The organism is Rhizobium terricola (assembly GCF_012927355.1).
Classification (GTDB): domain Bacteria; phylum Pseudomonadota; class Alphaproteobacteria; order Rhizobiales; family Rhizobiaceae; genus Allorhizobium; species Allorhizobium terricola.
This window is the reverse complement of record NZ_JABBGK010000003.1, coordinates 363,069-380,948: the sequence shown is the minus strand read 5'-3', so window position 1 is coordinate 380,948 and position 17,880 is coordinate 363,069. Positions and strand designations below refer to the sequence as shown.

Here is a 17,880-nt window from a genome sequence, read left to right as displayed (position 1 = left end):
AGTCGCCAATGTCTACATGTCTGTCAACCGAGAAATGGAGACCTGCATGCTCGCGCTGTTTCAGACGATCGATCTGGCATTGAACCTCTATACCTGGGTGCTTATCGCAAGTGCCATCTTCTCCTGGCTCTATGCGTTCAACGTGATCAATTCGAGCAACCGGTTCGTCAACTCGCTGGGCACCTTCCTCTACAACGTGACCGAGCCGGTCCTGCGTCCGCTGCGCCGCATCCTGCCGGATCTCGGCGGTATCGACATCTCGCCGATCGTCGTGCTGCTCATCATCTTCTTCGTCCGTTCCTTCATGTGGAACAGCCTCTATCCGCTCTTTGCTTGAGCAGGCCCTACAAGCTCTTTGCTGACCACTTGCGGCTCGCCGTTCGCCTGACCCCGAATGGCGGGCGTGACGCGATCGACGGCATTGAGCCCAATGGCGACGGCGAGGCCCACCTGAAGGCCCGCGTGAGCTGCGTTCCGGAAAAGGGCAAGGCCAACCAGGCCCTCATCGTCCTCATCGCCAAGCGGCTGGGCGTACCGAAGTCCTCGATTTCCCTTGTGTCCGGCGACACCGCCAGACAAAAAATCCTCCGGATCGATGGCGACCCGGAGGACTTGGCAAGACGGATAGACGAGCTTGTCGCCCTCTGATCTTACTTCTGTGCCTTGAAGCGGTCGATCGCTTCGACGATCAGCTTCTTCGCGACGCTGACGTCCTGCCAGCCCGCAATCTTCACCCACTTGCCGGGTTCCAGATCCTTGTAGTGCTCGAAGAAGTGTTCGATCTGCTTCAGCGTGATCTCCGGCATGTCGGTGTAGTTTTCGATCTTGTCGTAGCGCTGGGTCAGCTTGTGCGACGGAACGGCGATGATCTTCTCGTCCTTGCCACCGTCGTCTTCCATGACCATGACGCCGATCGGGCGCACATTGATGACGCAACCCGGAACGAGGGGACGCGTGTTGCAGATCAGGACGTCGATCGGGTCGCCGTCTTCCGACAGGGTGTGCGGAACGAAGCCGTAATTGCCCGGATAGGTCATCGGCGTGTAGAGGAAGCGGTCGACGATCAGCGCGCCAGCTTCCTTGTCCATCTCGTACTTGATCGGGTGGCCGCCGACCGGCACTTCAACAATGACGTTCACGTCATCCGGCGGGTTCTTGCCGATCTTGATTGCATCTATACGCATTTTCATCCCCATGGGAGTGTTGAAATCCCGCGTTTCCTAATGGGAATTCCGATGCAATGCAACACAGCTTTGGGCGAAGACCGTCGCCCAACGACTGCGAAAATCGACCTTTTCTCCTCCCTCTTCGCGCAATAGGATCGATCTTATCTGCGCTCAGGACGAGTGCCGCACGAGGGGGATATTCGATGACGACTGACGCAAGACTGACGACTGCGATTGCCATTTTCGCCATGCTGGCTCTGACCGGCCCGGTGACGGCCGCCGACAGCACCTACACGGATCTCGATCTGGACAAGTGCAAGACGATCGCCTCGGACGACATGGGCGCGATCATGAAGTGCAAGGGCCTCAAGGGCTACGACATTCACTTCCTCGAAGGCGATCTGCGCCAGAGCATGCTTTACGGCCCTGTCAGGAAAGAGCTCATTGAAGGCGCGTTCGAATCCTTCGAACCCTTCAACCACGTCAACACCAAGGTCGAGTGGCGCCTCGACGCCTCCGGAAAGCCGTTCGCCGCGATCCTGCGCTGGTTCATCGAGAACATCGGCGACACCGGCTCACCGACCAAGGAGGCCGAGGGACAGGTGCTCGTTATCTCGCGGGTGGCGCAGCCTGACGATGGGTTGAGCTGCGTCGTCGGCTATGTCGACGCTCTATCGAATCCGAACGCCAACGAACTCGCGCGGCAGATCGCCGACAATGAGGCCCGAGACTTTGCCTGCGGCTATCAGGAGAGCATGTGGACGGGCAAGCGTGGTGACAAGACCAGCGATCCGACTCATGTCTGGCCGGAGGGGCTGGCACAAGAGTGACGCCTTGGAGTAACGGAGCCGAAATGCTCAGTTCCAGATGAAGCCGAGCTTCTTCAACTGGACGTCGTCGAAGTCTTCCATGCCTTCGACGGCATCCACGCCGCCATTGGAGCGGAAGAAGTCGACCGCATGCTGGCTGTCTTCCAGGCACCAGACGGCCATGCCGTTGCAGCCCAGCGATTTCAGGAGACGCCTCGCCTCGCCGAAAAGCGTGTGGCCGAGCCCGATACCCTGGTATTCGGGGCGCATGTAGATCTCGTAGATCTCCCCTTCCTGCGGAAGGGCGCGTGCCCGGTTGAGACCGAGCGTCGTATAGCCGGCGATGGTTCCGGCAACGTCGACGACGAGAATGGTTGCCGGTCCGCGGGTTGCCTTGCGCCACCAGGTTTCACCGCGGCGCTCGATCATCTTGACCAGGGGGCGATGCGGGATCAGGCCGGCATAGGTGTGCTGCCACGAGCAGCGGTGCGCCTCCGCTATGGAAGCGGCATCCTGCGGCTCCGCAGGACGCACATCGATCGACAACGTCTTCATAACGCCACTTTCGCCGGACCGGAGACACTCGAGCGACGACCTCATGCCGCCGCAAACATCCTCTCCGGAACCATCAACTGGACCATTAGATAGAAATTTAACGCAATCTTAACGCCCGCCGCAAGCCCGATGGCCGCCGTATGCACAAACAAAAACCCCGGCCGCGAGGACCGGGGTTACAAAGGAGAGACGTCGTCCGCCAATCAGCCCTGTGCGGCCTTGGCCTTTTCCATGCGCTTGCGATCGTTCGGGTCGAGATACATCTTGCGAAGACGGATCGACTTCGGCGTGACTTCCATCAGTTCGTCGTCCTGGATCCAGGAAAGTGCGCGGTCGAGCGTCATGCGGATCGGCGGGGTAAGCTTGACTGCCTCGTCCTTGCCGGCGGCGCGGATATTGGTGAGCTGCTTGCCCTTGAGAACGTTGACCTCAAGGTCGTTGTCACGGCTGTGGATGCCGATGATCATGCCCTGATAGACCTTTTCACCCGGCTCGATGATCATCGGACCACGGTCTTCCAAGTTGAACATCGCATAGGCAACCGCCTCGCCCGAACCGTTGGAGAGGAGAACGCCGTTGATACGACCGGAGATCGGACCCTTGTAGGGCTGATAGTCGTGGAACAGGCGGTTCATGATCGCGGTGCCGCGGGTGTCGGTCAGGAGCTCCGACTGATAGCCGATCAGGCCACGGGTCGGCGCAAAGAAGACCAGGCGGACGCGGTTTCCGCCCGACGGACGAAGCTCGACCATCTCGGCCTTGCGCTCCGACATCTTCTGGACGACGACGCCGGAATGTTCCTCGTCCACGTCGATCACGACTTCCTCGATCGGTTCCATCAACTGGCCGGTCGTCGCGTCATTATGCATGACAACGCGCGGACGCGACACGGCCAGCTCAAAGCCTTCGCGGCGCATGGTCTCGATCAGAACGGCGAGCTGAAGTTCACCGCGGCCCGAGACGAAGAACGAATCCTTGCCCTCGGCTTCCTCGATCTTCAGCGCGACATTGCCTTCGGCCTCCTTGAACAGGCGGTCGCGGATGACGCGGCTGGTAACCTTGTCGCCTTCCGTGCCGGCAAGCGGGCTGTCGTTGACGATGAAGGACATGGTGACGGTCGGCGGGTCGATCGGCTGGGCGGTCAGCGCCTCGGTGACCGAAGGATCGCAGAACGTGTCGGCAACAGTGCCCTTTGACAAACCGGCGATCGCGACGATGTCACCCGCATGGGCTTCGTCGATCGCCGTGCGCTCGATACCGCGGAAAGCCAGGATCTTCGAAATACGGCCGTTTTCGATCAGCTTGCCATCCTGGCCGAGAACCTTGACGGCCTGGTTCGGCTTGATCGAGCCGGAGTGAATACGGCCGGTGATGATGCGGCCCAGGAAGGGGTTGGCTTCAAGGATCGTGCCGATCATGCGGAAGGCGCCGTCTTCGTCGCCGACGCTCGGCTCCGGAACATGTTCCAGCACGAGGTCGAGCAGGGGCGCGAGGCCCTGATCCTTCGGACCTTCGGGATTGACGTTCATCCAGCCGTCACGGCCCGAACCGTAGAGGATCGGGAAGTCGAGCTGCTCGTCGGTGGCGTCGAGATTGGCGAACAGGTCGAAGACCTCGTTAATGACTTCCTCATGGCGACCGTCCGGACGGTCGATCTTGTTGATCGCGACGATCGGGCGAAGACCGACCTTCAGCGCCTTGCCGACCACGAACTTGGTCTGTGGCATCGGGCCTTCGGACGAGTCGACGAGAACGATCGCGCCGTCGACCATCGACAGGATACGCTCGACCTCACCGCCGAAGTCGGCGTGGCCGGGGGTGTCGACGATGTTGATGCGGACGCCCTTCCACTCCACCGAGGTCGCCTTGGCGAGAATGGTGATGCCGCGTTCCTTTTCGAGATCGTTCGAATCCATGACGCGTTCTGCAACGCGCTGGTTTTCGCGGAACGAGCCGGACTGCTTGAGGAGCTCGTCGACGAGGGTCGTTTTCCCATGGTCGACGTGCGCGATGATCGCGATATTGCGAAGCTTCATGAAAAGATCTCTGATGGCTGGGGCGCGAGACGGGGTGCGGCGCCTTGTTTCTTTGGCGCGCTCATACCCTGTTTTTTGCGTTTGCGAAAGGGGTAAGAGCTTCTGCCCCGTCAAACGGGGCTTCCGGGCCGGCTACGGCCTTCCTAAATTCGGCATAACAAGGCACCCCTTGAGGAGGAATACCCATTTTGGCCAGCCCGATAATGACACCCGCGGATCTACAGTCCTATCTGCATGACCACATCCCGATCTCGGCCGCCATGCATGTCCGCGTCGCCGCAACGGACGAGAAGAGCATCACGCTGGCGGCACCACTCGCGCCGAATATCAATCACCGGGAAACGGTGTTCGGCGGCAGCGCTTCAGCCGTGGCGATCCTCTCGGCGTGGTCGCTTCTGCACCTGCGGCTGAAATCGGAAGGGTTGGAAAGCCGCGTGGTCATCCAGCACAACACGATGGACTACCTCGCACCGATAACCGACGACTTCACGGCGCGGTCCTACCTCGTCGATCCGAATTCCTGGGCCTCGTTCACACGGCTGCTGGCCCGGCGCGGACGGGCGCGCATTCTGGTCGGCGCCGTACTGGAGACGGACGGCATCATCGCCGGCCGCCTCGAAGGCGAGTTCGTGGCCTTCGTGAACACCAGACTGCCTTGACCCGCCGGCCTTTGTCGAGGCTGGACCGCCCTCAGGCCGCCAGCCCCTTCTTCTTCAGCATCGCGTCCGCGCTCGGAAGACGGCCGCGGAAGGACGTATAGGCCACCTCCGGATCGACCGAGCCCCCGACCGAGTAGATGTTCGCCTTGAGCTTCTCCGCCATTGCCGGATCGAAGGCGTTGCCGGTTTCCTCGAAGGCCGAGAAAGCATCCGCATCGAGCACTTCGGACCACATGTAGGAATAGTAGCCGGCCGAGTAGCCGTCGCCCGCGAAGACGTGCTGGAAGTGCGGCGTGGCATGGCGCATGACGAGCGACTTCGGCAGGCCGATCTTCTCCAGCACCTCCGCCTGCAGGGCCATCGGATCCTCGACTGCACCGCCGGTATGGAAGGCCATGTCGACGAGGGCCGACGACGTGAACTCGACGGCCGCGAAGCCGGCATTGAAAGTCCGGGCGGCCAGCACCTTGTCGAGGAGCGCTTGCGGCATCGGCTGCCCGGTTTCGTAGTGGACCGCGTAGGTCTTGAGGATTTCCGGAACCGTCAACCAGTGCTCATAAAGCTGCGACGGCAGCTCGACGAAGTCACGCGACACGCCGGTTCCCGACACAGAGGGATAAGTGACGTTCGACAACATCCCATGCGCCGCGTGGCCGAACTCGTGGAAGAGTGTGCGCGCATCGTCGAGCGACAGGAGCGCCGGGCGCCCTTCCTCGGGCTTGGCGAAGTTGCAGACATTGTAGATGATCGGGATCTCGCCGACAGCGCCATTCTTCAGGGGCAGTTTGTGCTGCGACTGGAACGAACTCATCCAGGCGCCCGAGCGCTTCGACGGCCGGGCGAAATAGTCTCCAAGGAACATGGCCACCAGCTTGCCGTTGCGGTCCCGGATCTCGAAGACCCGCACGTCAGGATGATAGCCGACCACATTCTTCAGCGGCACCGCCGTGATGCCGAACAATCTGCCGGCGACATCGAAACAGGCTTCGATGATCTTCTCGAGCTGCAGGTAGGGCTTCAGCTCCGTTTCGGAAAAATCGAACTTCCGCGCCCGAAGCTTTTCGGCATAGTGGCGCCAGTCCCAGGGCATGACCTCGTGGTTCTTGCCTTCTTCCGCCACGAGCGCGCCCAGTTCGCGTTCCTCTGCCTTTGCCTGGTCGACGGCCTTCTCCCAGACCTTCATCAGCAGTGCGTTCACCGCTTCGGGTGTCTTGGCCATGGTGTCGTCGAGCTTGTAGGCGGCGTAATTGGCATAGCCCAGCAGGCCGGCCTTTTCAGCGCGAAATGCCAGCGTCTCCTTGACGATGGCGCGGTTGTCGCTCTCGCCGCCGTTCATGCCGCGTGCCACCCAGGCGCGGAAGGCCTGCTCGCGCAAATCGCGGCGGGTCGAGAAGGTCAGGAACGGTTCGATGATCGAGCGGGAGAGCGTGACGACATACGCATGGCCTTCGCCTCGGGCCTCGGCCACCGCCGCCATCGCCTCCTTGAGGAAGTCGGGAATGCCGGCGAGATCCTCGCCGCCCTTGAGCGGCAGGCACCAGGATTTCTCGTCGGCGAGCACGTTCTGGCCGAACTGCGCGCCGAGGCCTGCCAGGCGCTCGTTGATGGCAGCGAGCCGTTCCTGGCTCTTTCGTTCGAGCTTGGCGCCGGACTTGACGAAGCCCTTCCAGTGGCGCTCGAGCACGCGAAGCTCTTCGGTCGTCAAGCCAAGGCCGGCGCGCGCCTCCCAGAGCGTGTCGATCCGCCGGAAGAGATCGGCATTCATGCCGATCTTCGAGTAGTGGCGCGACATCTTCGGGGCAATGTCACGCTCCAGAGCCTGGATCGTATCGTTGCTGTGAGCGCCCGCCTTGTTCCAGAACAGCGCCGAGACGCGCGACAGCTCGTCACCGGCGGTTTCGAGCGCGATGATGGTATTGGCAAATGTCGGTGCCTCGGCGTTGCCGGCGATCGCATCGATCTCCGCGTCGTGGAGAGCAAAGGCCGCCTCGAAAGCCGGAGCGTAGTCGCCATCGGAAACCGCCTCGAAGCGTGGCAGAGTGTTCGGCCCGTTCCATTCGAAGACGGCAGGATTGACGGACGACGTTTTGCTCATGACGATTTCCCCTTGGCCTGACGGACGCCCGCGAAGCAGGCTACTGACATGCGATATGGTATTCGTGGTGCGAACTTGGCAAGCGCGGAGCCCGAGACCGACAAAATTTCTTACCCTCAGGCGCCAAGGCAACGCGATGAATGTCGTATTCTTCCTATCGCCAAATCGGCCTGCCGGGCCTATGGTCCGCAGTCATTCCTCGGCGACGACACAGCAGGTTCGGCTCGGCGCCCTTAAAAATCGCAAGAACGGAATTGCATGACAAAGGCTCGCATGAGCGAGCGCCGGACCTCGCTGATCGGCGCCCTCCTCACCACCATCGGCCCGGTTTCCATGGCCGTCTACACCCCCGCCATGCCGCAACTGGTCAAGGCCTTCGAGACGACCGACAGCGCCATCAAGCTCAGCCTCTCCATTTATTTCGGCGGATTTGCCGTCGCCCAGCTTCTTGCCGGTCCGGTCTCTGATGCATTCGGACGCCGCAAGGCGACGCTCGTTTTCCTGACGATCTACATCCTCGGCAGCCTGATTGCCGCCTTTGCCCCGACCGTCGATTTCCTGCTTGCCGGACGCCTCATCCAGGGGATCGGCGCATCGGTTGGCGTCACGGTTTCCCGCGCGATCGTTCGCGACCAGTTCAACGGCGCGGAAGCGGCCCGGATCCTCAACATGATCGGCATCATGCTGGCGGTCGGCCCTGCCGCCGGCCCGACGCTGGGCGGCCTGGCGCTCGCGCTTTCCGGCTGGCAGGCGATCTTCTTCCTGATGGTCGTGTTCGGCATCGGCACCAGCCTGACGATCAGCCTTCTGATGGCCGAGACGACCACGCCGGATCGGGCCCTCATTCGACCGGATCGCCTCGCCCGGGCCTATGCGACGCTGATCTCGGATCCGCGCGTGCTGTTCTCGGCACTGGTACTCGGAGGCTGCATCGGCGCGCTTTATGCCCAATCCACCATGCTGCCGTTCGTGCTGATCAACCATGTCGGCCTGACGCCCAGCCAGTTCGGCTTCGGCATGTTGATGCAATCCGGCTTCTTCTTTTCCGGCTCGGTCGCCCTGCGGCTCCTCGCACGGCGGCTGGGCGAGCGCGGCGCACTGCTGGTCGGCCTGCTCCTGGTCGGCATCGGCGGCGCGGCGATCGCCCTTTCCGTCGAATTCGTCGAACCGAGTTTCCTGTCGATCATGGGACCCGTCGCCGTCTGTTCATTCGGGATCGCCTTCGTCAGCCCCTATATCACCACTGCCGGACTTGCACCCCATCCCGAGATTGCCGGGTCGGCTGCCGCGCTCATCGGCTTCATACAGATGGCTTCCGGCTTCCTCGGCGGCGTTGCTGCGGCCATGATCGGCGATCCCCTGACAGCTTTCGGCACCGTCATCCCCGCGATGGAATTCCTGTCGATCACCGCCTATCTCGCCTTCCTCTGGGCGCGGCGGCGCGCAGGATGACAAAAAGCCCGCAGCTGCGGGCTGCAGCGGCGGGCTTCGAATTCCTGATCGAATGGGCTGATCAGCCCTTCAGGTTACGCTTTGCCAGTGTGCGAAGGCGCAGCGCGTTCAGCTTGATGAAGCCGGCCGCATCCTTCTGGTCATAGGCGCCCTGGTCGTCCTCGAAGGTCACCAGCTTGTCCGAATAGAGCGACTTCTCGCTCTCGCGGCCGATGACCATGACATTGCCCTTGTAGAGCTTCAGGGTGACTTCGCCCTCGACATGGCGCTGGCTGAGATCGATCGCAGCCTGCAGCATCTCGCGTTCCGGCGAGAACCAGAAGCCGTAGTAGATGAGCTCGGCATAGCGCGGCATTAGCTCGTCCTTGAGGTGGCCCGCACCCCGGTCAAGCGTGATCGATTCGATGGCGCGGTGGGCCGCGAGCAGGATGGTGCCGCCGGGGGTCTCATAGACGCCGCGCGACTTCATGCCGACGAAACGGTTCTCGACGAGATCGATACGGCCGATGCCGTTGTCGCGGCCGTAGTCGTTGAGCTGGGCGAGGATGGTGGCCGGGCTCATGCGAACGCCGTTGATCGAGACCGCATCACCCTTTTCGAAGCCGATCTTGATGATCGTTGCCTTGTCGGGAGCGGCTTCCGGCGAGATCGTGCGCATATGCACGTATTCCGGAGCTTCCATCGACGGGTCTTCGAGGACCTTGCCTTCGGACGAAGAGTGCAGAAGGTTGGCGTCGACCGAGAAGGGAGCCTCGCCCTTCTTGTCCTTGGCAACCGGGATCTGGTGCTGTTCGGCGAACTCCAGAAGGTCGGTACGGCTCTTGAACGACCAGTCGCGCCACGGAGCGATGATCTTGATATCGGGGTTCAGCGCATAGGCCGAAAGCTCGAAACGGACCTGGTCGTTGCCCTTGCCCGTTGCGCCGTGCGCGATCGCGTCGGCACCGGTCTTCTTGGCAATGTCGATCAGGTGCTTGGAGATCAGCGGACGGGCGATCGAGGTGCCGAGCAGGTAGACGCCTTCATAGACGGCATTGGCACGGAACATCGGGAAGACGAAGTCGCGGACGAATTCCTCGCGGACGTCCTCGATGAAGATCTCCTTGATGCCGAGCATTTCCGCCTTGCGGCGCGCCGGCTCGAGCTCTTCGCCCTGGCCGAGATCGGCAGTGAAGGTCACAACTTCGGCGTTGAGTTCCGTCTGAAGCCATTTCAGAATGATCGAGGTGTCGAGCCCGCCCGAATAGGCGAGGACGACCTTCTTCACGTCTTTATGCGATGCCATGATGAAAGTCCGTTCGTGAGCATTGAGCCGCATGGACCAGGGCCCTTGGTTTGCGGCACTTTTAGCGAGATTATCGCGCCGCGCAAGGGGAAGGGACAATGGGTCGCCGGCGCGCGGCAAAAAGCCCGGCATCCCGACACTGTTTGACCGGAGCCGCCACGCGACCCATATCCAGCGGTGTTCGAGACAAACGAAGAGGGACACCGACATGCAACATCCAGCTATCGCCGAAGGCAAGGTCGCCGTCGTGACGGGCGCAGCATCCGGGATTGGACTCGCCGCCGCCAAGGCCTTCGCCAGAAACGGCATGTGCGTCGTGCTTGCCGATCTCGGTGGCGACCGCCTGGCGAACGCCTGCGCACAGGTCGCCGAACTTTCTGCCCATCCCGACACCGACATCGTCGCCATCGAGACGGACGTCGCAAAGCTCGACGAACTGGAGGCGCTCGAACGCGCCGTCATCCAGCGCTTCGGTCGCGTGCATGTGCTGATGAACAATGCCGGCATCCAGCCGGGCAGCAGCCTTTTCGGACCGCAGGCCAATTGGGACAACGTGCTTGGCGTCAACCTGTTGGGTGTCATCAACGGCACGCGCACCTTCGGGCCTCACATGATCGGCCACGGCGAGCCCGCACTCATCATCAACACGGGCTCCAAGCAGGGCATCACAACGCCGCCCGGAGATCCGGCCTATAACGTCTCGAAGGCGGGCGTGAAGGCGTTTACGGAAGCGCTTCAGCATGAGCTGCGCAATACGCCCGATTGCAGGGTGACCGCCCACCTGATGATCCCTGGCTTCGTCTTCACGGCGCTGACGGCCAACGGGCGCACGGAAAAGCCCGAGGGGGCGTGGACCCCGGAAAAAACCGTCGACTTCATGCTTGAGAGCATCGGGCGCGGCGACTTCTACATTCTCTGCCCCGACAATGAAGTAAATCGCGCCACCGACGAGAAGCGCATTCTCTGGGCGGCCGGCGACATCGTCGAAAACCGGCCGCCGCTATCGCGCTGGCATCCGGACTACGGCGGAAAGTTCAGGGCTTATCTCAACGGTCAATAAGGCCGATTGGCAAGCGCACGGCAGCCCGGTATGGAGGATGCGAAAAAATCGCCCGTGCCGGGCTTCTTTCTAGTGTGGAACCGATCCATGGAATTCATTCCGAGCCTGCCCACCTTCCTTGCCTTCAGCCTCGCAATCCTTCTGCTCGCAATCACCCCGGGACCGGACATGACGCTCTGGATCAGCCGCTCGTTGCGCGACGGCCGTGGAAGCGGCCTCATGGTGCTGGCGGGCACGAGCTTCGGCATTTCGATCCATACGATGCTGGTCGCCTTCGGCATCTCGGCACTGATCGTCGCCTCGCCGACCGCCTTCCTGGTCCTGAAGACCGGGGGCGCCGGCTACCTGCTCTGGCTCGCCATCCAGGCGATCCGCCACGGCTCGAACTTCGTGATCAAGGCCGAGGGGCAGCGTCAGGCTTCCGCCTCCAAGGCCTTCCTCAACGGCCTGTGGGTCAATCTGCTCAACCCCAAGGTCATCATCTTCTTCATGACCTTCCTGCCTCAATTCGTCAGCGCCAGCGACCCGCACGTCACCGGCAAGCTGATCTTCCTCGGCATCTGGTCGATCATCCTGTCGCTGCCGATCGGCCTTGCTATCATCTTCTTGGCAGACGTCCTGTCCTCCTGGCTGCAGGCGAACCGGAAGGTTCTGCGCGCCATCGACTACACCTTCGCCGGCGTCTTCTCGATCTTTGCGGTCAAGATCCTCTTCACCCAGGCTCGCTGACCTTTCTGCACAAACGATAAAGGCGCCTGACCCTGACGGGGCCGGCGCCTTTATCGCGTTCTCCACTCGGCGCGATCAGCCGATCAGCAGCTCGTCGTCGTCGAGCGTCTGGCCGCGGATGCGGCGGAACATGTCGATCAGGTCTTCGACCTGCAGGTCCTTCCGATTGTCCCCTGCAACATCCAGCACGATCTCGCCGCCATGCAACATGATCGTCCGGCTGCCGTAGTCGAGCGCCTGACGCATTGAATGGGTGACCATCAGCGTCGTCAGCTTGCGTTCGGAGACGATCGACTGGGTGAGCCCCATGATGAATTCCGCCATGCCCGGGTCGAGCGCTGCCGTATGTTCATCGAGCAGCAGCACGTCGGAACCGGCGAGCGTTGCCATCACCAGAGACACGGCCTGGCGCTGGCCACCGGACAGGAGGTCCATACGGTCGGCCATGCGATTTTCAAGGCCGAGGTTGAGCGAGGCGATACGATCGCGGAACTCGCCGCGGCGGGAACCGCCGAGCGCTGAAGCAAGCCCGCGGCGCTTGCCGCGCTGCGAGGCGAGCGCAAGGTTCTCTTCGATGGACAACGCGCCACAGCTTCCGGCAAGCGGATCCTGGAAGACGCGGGCGACGAGCCCGGCCCGCGTCGCGGTGGCCTTGCGCGAGACGTCGGCAGCCCCGATCGAGACCCGGCCCGAGGTCGGCAAGACGTCACCCGCAAGCACGCCGAGCAGGGTCGACTTGCCGGCCCCGTTGGAACCGATCACGGTCACGAACGAGCCGGTCTCGATGGCCAGGTTGACGTTCTTCAGCGCCTGCTTCTGCAGCGGCGTTCCACGGCCGAAGACGACTTCGATGTTCTCGAGCGAAATCATGAGGAAGCTCCTCCACGGCGCAGCCTCGGAAGGACGAGCGCGACCGCGACCAGCACGGCGGTCACGAAGTTGAGATCAGAGGCCTTGAGCCCAAGCACGTCGCTCGACAGCGCCAGCTGGATTGCAAGGCGATAGGCGATCGAGCCGAAGACACAGCCGATGAGCGCGATCAGCAGGCCGCGCTTGCCGAACAGCGTTTCGCCGATGATGACCGCGGCCAGGCCGACGACGATGGTGCCGACGCCGGAGGTGACATCGGCAAAACCGTTGGTCTGGGCGAAAAGCGCGCCGCCGAGGGCGACCAGCGCGTTGGAAAGCGCAATGCCGAGATAGATCTGGTTGTCGGTCTGCACGCCCTGCGCGCGCGCCATGCGCGCGTTGGCACCGGTTGCCCGCATCGCAAGGCCTGCATCGCTTTCAAGGAAGCGCCAGACGAGGAAGACGACCGCGGCCACCAGCAGAAAGACGAACATAGGCCGCACGAGATACTCGGGAACTCCCTGGCCGTAGAAAGGGGTCAGCATCGTGTCCTGGTTGAGCAGCGCCACGTTCGGCTTTCCCATCACCCTGAGGTTAACCGAAAACAGCGCGATCATCGTCAGGATCGAGGCGAGCAGGTTCAGGATGCGGAAGCGGACATTGAGAACCGCCGTGACAAGGCCCGCGGCCGAGCCGGCCAGCATGGCAATGCCTGTGGCGACCCAGGCGTTCAGCCCGGCAATGATGAGAACGGCGGCGACGGCAGCACCGAGCGGAAAGGATCCGTCGACGGTCAGGTCGGGAAAGTCGAGCACGCGAAACGCGAGATAGACGCCGATCGCCACGAAGGCGAAGACCAGACCCAGCTCAACGGCACCCCAGAAGGCGATTTGGCTCACGGTGGAAAAGTCCTTGTACGCCACGCACCGCCGTTTCGCCGCGGCGTGATACGCAGGCAGTTGGCGGGGCCGCGCAAAACACGGCCCCGGTTGTCGAAAGTTACTCGATGGTCTTAGTGGCGCGGCTGGTGATGCTTTCGGGGAAGGTTACGCCCATCTTGGCCGCAGCCTTCTTGTTGATCACGAGGTCGGTGCCGGCGGCGACCGTGACCGGGATGTCACCCGGCTTTTCGCCCTTGAGCACACGCGCGACGATCTCGCCGGTCTGCTTGCCGACATCGAAATAGTTGAAGCCGAGTGCGGCAAGGGCACCGCGGTTCACCGAATCCGTGTCACCAGCATAGAGCGGGATCTTCGCTTCTTCGGCGACGCCGACGGCCGCTTCGAACGCCGACACGATCGTGTTGTCGGTCGGGACGTAGATCACGTCGGCGCGGCCGACGAGCGCACGGGCAGCACCCTGAACCTCAGCCGACTTGGTGGCGACCGATTCAACGACCGAAAGGCCGGCCTTCTCGGCTTCAGCCTTGAGGGCCGCGAGCGTCGAGACCGAATTGGCTTCGGCAGTGTTGTAGATGAAGCCGATCGACTTGGCGTTCGGCGTGATCTCCTTGATCAGCGCGACGTGGTCGGCGACCGGAGACATATCGGAAAGGCCGGTGACATTGCCGCCCGGCTTCTGCATGTCCTTGACGAGCTCGGCACCGAGCGGGTCGGAAACGGCCGTGAAGACGATCGGAATGTCGCGCGTCGCGGAAACGACGGCCTGGGCAGACGGAGTCGAAATCGGGACGATGACATTCGGTGCATCGCCGACAAACTGACGCGCGATCTGCGCAGCCGTGCCCGGATTGCCCTGGGCGGACTCGTAAACGAACTTCAGGTTTTCGCCTTCCTTGAAACCAGCGGCCGCAAGCGCTTCCTTGACGCCGTCACGGGCGGCATCGAGGGCCGGGTGTTCGACAATGGCGGTGACGGCGACGGTGACCTCTTCGGCCTTGGCCGGCAGGATGAGGGCGGTAGCAGCGAAAAGTGCGAGTAGCGTGGCGCGCATTGAATGCCTCCAATTGTTGGGTATGCCGTCGATCGTCTTAGGTAAGCGGTCGCTTGAAATCAATTCGCCCACCCCGATGGGGACGATGATTTCTCGTGATGGATTGTCGCACCCGCGACCCGGTTTCCTCAGTCGTCCTCGCCGTGATTGGCAATCATCATGGCCTCGAATGCCAGGCGCTCGGTCTTGCGCATGCGCTCCGATTCCGACTTCAGCTGGCCGCAGGCAGCGAGAATGTCACGGCCACGCGGCGTGCGGATCGGCGAAGCATAGCCGGCCTGGTTGATGAAGTCGGCGAACTTCTCTATCTGCTCCCAGTCCGAGCACTGGTAGTTGGTGCCCGGCCACGGATTGAACGGGATGAGGTTGATCTTGGCCGGCACGCCCTTCAACAGCTGGATGAGCCCCTTGGCGTCCTCAAGGCTGTCGTTGACATCCTTCAGCATCACATATTCGAACGTGATGCGGCGTGCGTTTGAAAGGCCCGGATAGGCGCGGCAGGCCTCGATGAGTTCCTTGAGCGGATACTTCTTGTTGATCGGCACAAGCATATCACGCAGTTCGTCACGAACCGCATGCAGCGAGATTGCCAGCATGACGCCGATCTCTTCGCCGGTCCGGTAGATTTCCGGTACGACGCCCGAGGTCGAAAGGGTGATGCGGCGCTTCGACAGCGACAGGCCGTCGCCGTCCGACGCGATCAGCAGCGCCTTCTTCACTTCCTCGAAATTGTAGAGCGGCTCGCCCATGCCCATCATCACGATGTTGGTGATCTTGCGGTCGCTCGACGGGATCATCGCGCCCTGCGGCACGTCACGGTCGGGAAAGTCGCCAAGCCGGTCGCGGGCCAGAAGCAGCTGGGAAAGGATTTCCTCGGCCGTCAGGTTGCGCACCAGCCGTTGCGTGCCGGTATGGCAGAACGAGCAGGTCAGCGAACAGCCGACCTGGCTCGAAATGCAAAGCGTGCCGCGGCCTTCCTCGGGGATGTACACGGTTTCGACTTCTACGGGGCGGCCCGCTCCGCGTGGCGGATAACGCAGCAGCCACTTGCGGGTGCCGTCGTTCGACACCTGCTCCTCGACGATCTCGGGCCGGGCAATGCTGAAATTGCCCTTCAGCATTTCGCGCATGTCCTTCGAGACATTCGCCATGGCGTCGAAGTCCGAGACGCCACGGACATAGAGCCAGTTCCACAGCTGGCTGACGCGCATCTTGATCTGCCGCTCGGGAACGCCCTTTTCCCTGAGCATCGCGCCAAGCTCCTCGCGATCGGCACCGATCAGCGTCGGCTTCTCCGCGATGGTCGCGCCGGCCGGCGCGCCGCGGACAGTCTCACGCCCCATCACACTTTCCATGACAGCCATTCGCATACACCTCTTCGATCAAACGCACCCCGATCGCCGCTGACGCGACGACGGCACCCGACCGGCATGAACCTAGAAATCGCGCCGGAACCCATGCTGAAGGACGCATTTTCCGGCTTTTCCGGCGCTCTAGCAGTTTTTTCGGCATTCGTCACGCCGAATATGGTTCACCGCGGCTACCGCCGGAAACGCAAAGAGGCCGGCAAATGCCGACCTCTTCGAAAATCCGGATCGTCGTGGATCCTACTTGCAGTTCTCGATCTTCTTGAGCGCCGCCGAAATACCCGACAGCGAGTAGCTGTAGGACGTGCCGGTGCCGCGCGCCGAGGTCGCCTTGACCGTCATCGACGAGCCCGTCTTCATGGCCGCGACGAGCGCCGGCTCTTCAGCCGCGTTCTCGACCCAGGCCGAGGTATCCTTCACGAACATCACGAAATTCTTGGCGTCGATCGTGACATTGACCTTCGAAGCCTCTTTGAGCGGATAACCCATCATCGCCTGCGGTTCGTAGGAGATGTTCTGGCCGGGACGCTGCGACACGACGAAGAAAATATCCCCGTGATTGACTGCCGGCGGCTCCTTGGCCGTCGGCACGGACAGGACATAGCAGACAGTCCCCCCGTTCGACTTGTAGGAATAGGCGCCCCATGCCTTGAACTGCTCGATACGCGTGGGCGACTGCGCTGCAGCCAGAGCGCTGCTTGCGAGAATGATTGCCACTGCGGTTACGCTACTTCTTACGAACATGTCTTCCTGCCGGTTGCTTGTCCATCCACCGCCCGGCCGAGGTAAGCCGGACATTCCATCGTCAAAACTTGATTCAGTATGACTTAATTTACGTTACCAAACCGTCAACAGCGAGACGATTCCGGGTCGCAAACCATATTCCGCGGGAAAAACACGCCTTGTTTCGCGACATCAATGCGACCAAGAGCAGCCTCCCCATGAAAAATGATCTAAAATGAAGAAATCTGGCGAGAGTTGGGCTTGAGGAGATTTCCCTGGACCTCTTTTCCGCTAGGGAAGAGAAGGCAAGCATCGATCGCCGCCTCAATCACGACGGATGCGCTGTTTCGTCGCCGGCCTGCCGTCGTCGTCAGGCCGCACCCTCCTCGGGCGCATCGGCGAGCATTCTGTCTGCCGATTCGTAATGTCGGTCCTTGATATGCCCGTTGATCAGCGCGATTGCGGTGGTGAGCACGGCGATATCGTCGGTGAAGCCGATCAGCGCGAACATGTCGGGGACCGCATCCAGCGGCAGGACGAAGTAGCCGAGGGCAGCCAGCAACACTCCGCGCACGCGCAGCGGCGTCTGTCGATCGGTGGCACAATAGAAGGCGGCAATGACATCGCGCGAAAACGGAACCTGCCGCATCGCCTTTTTCATGGTCGGCCAGAATTTTGCCCGGACATTGGTCTCCTGGCGTTTCTGCGTCTCTTCGTCACCCGGCAAGAGGATTTCGCCGATCTTGATATCGTCCATCGTCTTTCGACCCTCGTGTTTGGACCCGATCAAAATATGGTGATCGCGAGGATGAAATCAATCACGCCCGCCCGCCGCACGGTCCATCGCCGCCGCGAGACGGAAATCCAGATCAGTCAATCCCTGGGCCGCATGGGTGGTTAGCTTCACATCCACATGCCGATAGACATTCGACCATTCCGGATGGTGGTCCAAACGTTCGGCAGCCAGCGCCGAGCGGGTCATGAACGCAAAGGCCTCGCCGAAGTCGGTGAAGACGAAATGCCGGGCAATGGCCGAACCGTCCTCCGACAACGTCCAGCCGGATGCGGTCTGCAACCGGTCAGCAATTGCGGCCTTGTCGAGTTTCTCGTATTTCATGGCGTCAGCGCTCCTTCCTGCGGAA

Annotated in this window: 19 protein-coding genes; 7 read left to right on the top strand and 12 right to left on the bottom strand. The window is 61.8% G+C overall.

Going from position 1 to position 17,880, the window contains the following annotated elements:
- Positions 1–16 precede the first annotated feature (16 nt).
- Positions 17–337, top strand: coding sequence for a YggT family protein (locus tag HHL25_RS16775; RefSeq protein WP_169593687.1), 321 nt, complete (start codon positions 17–19; stop codon positions 335–337).
- On the top strand, positions 334–648 hold the full coding sequence (locus tag HHL25_RS16770; RefSeq protein WP_169593685.1) for a DUF167 domain-containing protein: 315 nt from the start codon (positions 334–336) through the stop codon (positions 646–648). The genes HHL25_RS16775 and HHL25_RS16770 overlap by 4 nt, the downstream gene beginning before the upstream one ends.
- Before the next feature lie 2 nt (positions 649–650).
- Here HHL25_RS16770 and ppa read toward each other — a convergent pair whose 3' ends face one another.
- Positions 651–1,184 carry an inorganic diphosphatase gene (gene ppa, locus HHL25_RS16765; protein WP_154720346.1) on the bottom strand — a complete coding sequence of 178 codons (534 nt, stop codon included), beginning with the start codon at positions 1,182–1,184 and terminating at the stop codon, positions 651–653.
- Between the two features lie 185 nt (positions 1,185–1,369).
- Between ppa and HHL25_RS16760 the strand changes: the two genes are divergently transcribed.
- Positions 1,370–1,996, top strand: a complete 627-nt coding sequence (locus tag HHL25_RS16760; protein WP_246701858.1) for a hypothetical protein — start codon at positions 1,370–1,372, stop codon at positions 1,994–1,996.
- A 27-nt stretch (positions 1,997–2,023) separates the two neighbouring features.
- Here the strand turns inward: HHL25_RS16760 and HHL25_RS16755 are convergent, their stop codons facing one another.
- Positions 2,024–2,530, bottom strand: a complete 507-nt coding sequence (locus tag HHL25_RS16755; protein ID WP_169593682.1) for a GNAT family N-acetyltransferase — start codon at positions 2,528–2,530, stop codon at positions 2,024–2,026.
- A 203-nt stretch (positions 2,531–2,733) separates the two neighbouring features.
- Complete coding sequence (typA, locus tag HHL25_RS16750) at positions 2,734–4,566, bottom strand: translational GTPase TypA (RefSeq protein ID WP_169593679.1); 1,833 nt, start codon at positions 4,564–4,566, stop codon at positions 2,734–2,736.
- Between the two features lie 188 nt (positions 4,567–4,754).
- Between typA and HHL25_RS16745 the strand changes: the two genes are divergently transcribed.
- Positions 4,755–5,225 carry a YiiD C-terminal domain-containing protein gene (locus HHL25_RS16745; protein WP_246701857.1) on the top strand — a complete coding sequence of 157 codons (471 nt, stop codon included), beginning with the start codon at positions 4,755–4,757 and terminating at the stop codon, positions 5,223–5,225.
- A 31-nt stretch (positions 5,226–5,256) separates the two neighbouring features.
- Here HHL25_RS16745 and HHL25_RS16740 read toward each other — a convergent pair whose 3' ends face one another.
- On the bottom strand, positions 5,257–7,320 hold the full coding sequence (locus tag HHL25_RS16740) for a M3 family metallopeptidase (protein ID WP_169593677.1): 2,064 nt from the start codon (positions 7,318–7,320) through the stop codon (positions 5,257–5,259).
- Between the two features lie 258 nt (positions 7,321–7,578).
- Here HHL25_RS16740 and HHL25_RS16735 point away from each other — a divergent pair, with 258 nt between their 5' ends.
- Positions 7,579–8,772, top strand: coding sequence for a multidrug effflux MFS transporter (locus tag HHL25_RS16735; protein WP_246701856.1), 1,194 nt, complete (start codon positions 7,579–7,581; stop codon positions 8,770–8,772).
- 61 nt (positions 8,773–8,833) lie between these two features.
- On the opposite strand, the gene HHL25_RS16730 is transcribed toward HHL25_RS16735, so the two are convergent.
- A complete protein-coding gene (locus tag HHL25_RS16730) occupies positions 8,834–10,057 on the bottom strand; it encodes an argininosuccinate synthase (RefSeq protein WP_169593675.1) in 1,224 nt (407 codons plus the stop codon).
- 208 nt (positions 10,058–10,265) lie between these two features.
- Between HHL25_RS16730 and HHL25_RS16725 the strand changes: the two genes are divergently transcribed.
- On the top strand, positions 10,266–11,117 hold the full coding sequence (locus tag HHL25_RS16725) for an SDR family NAD(P)-dependent oxidoreductase (RefSeq protein WP_169593672.1): 852 nt from the start codon (positions 10,266–10,268) through the stop codon (positions 11,115–11,117).
- 87 nt (positions 11,118–11,204) lie between these two features.
- Positions 11,205–11,846, top strand: a complete 642-nt coding sequence (locus tag HHL25_RS16720; RefSeq protein ID WP_169593670.1) for a LysE family translocator — start codon at positions 11,205–11,207, stop codon at positions 11,844–11,846.
- 75 nt (positions 11,847–11,921) lie between these two features.
- On the opposite strand, the gene HHL25_RS16715 is transcribed toward HHL25_RS16720, so the two are convergent.
- The 7 genes from HHL25_RS16715 to HHL25_RS16685 all read right to left on the bottom strand — a co-directional run bounded on the left by HHL25_RS16715 (position 11,922) and on the right by HHL25_RS16685 (position 17,855).
- Positions 11,922–12,716: an ABC transporter ATP-binding protein gene (locus HHL25_RS16715; protein ID WP_169593667.1), complete on the bottom strand. Its 795-nt coding sequence runs from the start codon at positions 12,714–12,716 to the stop codon at positions 11,922–11,924.
- The gene (locus HHL25_RS16710; RefSeq protein WP_169593665.1) at positions 12,713–13,594 is read right to left on the bottom strand and encodes an ABC transporter permease; all 882 of its coding nucleotides are present in this window, start codon (positions 13,592–13,594) and stop codon (positions 12,713–12,715) included. Before HHL25_RS16710 ends, HHL25_RS16715 begins: the two co-directional genes overlap by 4 nt.
- Positions 13,595–13,694: 100 nt before the next feature.
- Positions 13,695–14,648: an ABC transporter substrate-binding protein gene (locus tag HHL25_RS16705; RefSeq protein WP_169593662.1), complete on the bottom strand. Its 954-nt coding sequence runs from the start codon at positions 14,646–14,648 to the stop codon at positions 13,695–13,697.
- Between the two features lie 128 nt (positions 14,649–14,776).
- Entirely contained in the window at positions 14,777–16,003 is a 1,227-nt protein-coding gene (gene rlmN, locus HHL25_RS16700; protein WP_205927904.1) for a 23S rRNA (adenine(2503)-C(2))-methyltransferase RlmN, read from the bottom strand.
- Positions 16,004–16,255: 252 nt separating this feature from the next.
- Positions 16,256–16,759, bottom strand: coding sequence for an invasion associated locus B family protein (locus HHL25_RS16695; protein ID WP_169593658.1), 504 nt, complete (start codon positions 16,757–16,759; stop codon positions 16,256–16,258).
- Between the two features lie 349 nt (positions 16,760–17,108).
- Positions 17,109–17,495 carry a YkvA family protein gene (locus HHL25_RS16690; protein WP_169593655.1) on the bottom strand — a complete coding sequence of 129 codons (387 nt, stop codon included), beginning with the start codon at positions 17,493–17,495 and terminating at the stop codon, positions 17,109–17,111.
- 57 nt (positions 17,496–17,552) lie between these two features.
- Entirely contained in the window at positions 17,553–17,855 is a 303-nt protein-coding gene (locus tag HHL25_RS16685; RefSeq protein ID WP_169593652.1) for a 4a-hydroxytetrahydrobiopterin dehydratase, read from the bottom strand.
- Between the last annotated feature and the right edge of the window lie 25 nt (positions 17,856–17,880).